Annotated in this window: 1 pseudogene; it reads right to left on the bottom strand. The window is 63.9% G+C overall.

Annotated elements, in window-relative coordinates:
• A pseudogene (locus tag QSV36_RS23180) lies at positions 1–266 on the bottom strand (acetolactate synthase large subunit); the annotation flags it as partial.

The following is a 266-nucleotide window of genomic DNA, read 5'->3' as shown; positions in this document are numbered from 1 at the left end:
CGACGGATGTCGGCCACCAGGCGCTGCGGGTAGACCGGGAAGCGGTTGTCGTCGGCGCCTTCGGCGATCTGCGCTTCGTTGGCTTCACGGATGGTCATCAGCCGGGTGAAGTCCCAGTGCGAGGTGTCGCCCAGCGCTTCGCCGATCTGCCAGACGGCGTTGGCGATATCGCCGATCACTTCCACCTGCGGGAAGTACACGGCATCCACTTCTGCGGAGCGGAAGTTGATGTGGATGACCTCGGTGCCGCCACGGACCATGAAGAA

The organism is Pseudomonas sp. BCRC 81390 (assembly GCF_030341915.1).
Classification (GTDB): Bacteria; Pseudomonadota; Gammaproteobacteria; order Pseudomonadales; family Pseudomonadaceae; genus Aquipseudomonas.
The sequence above is the reverse complement of the archived record's forward strand: the minus strand, read 5'-3'. Positions and strand labels throughout refer to the sequence as shown.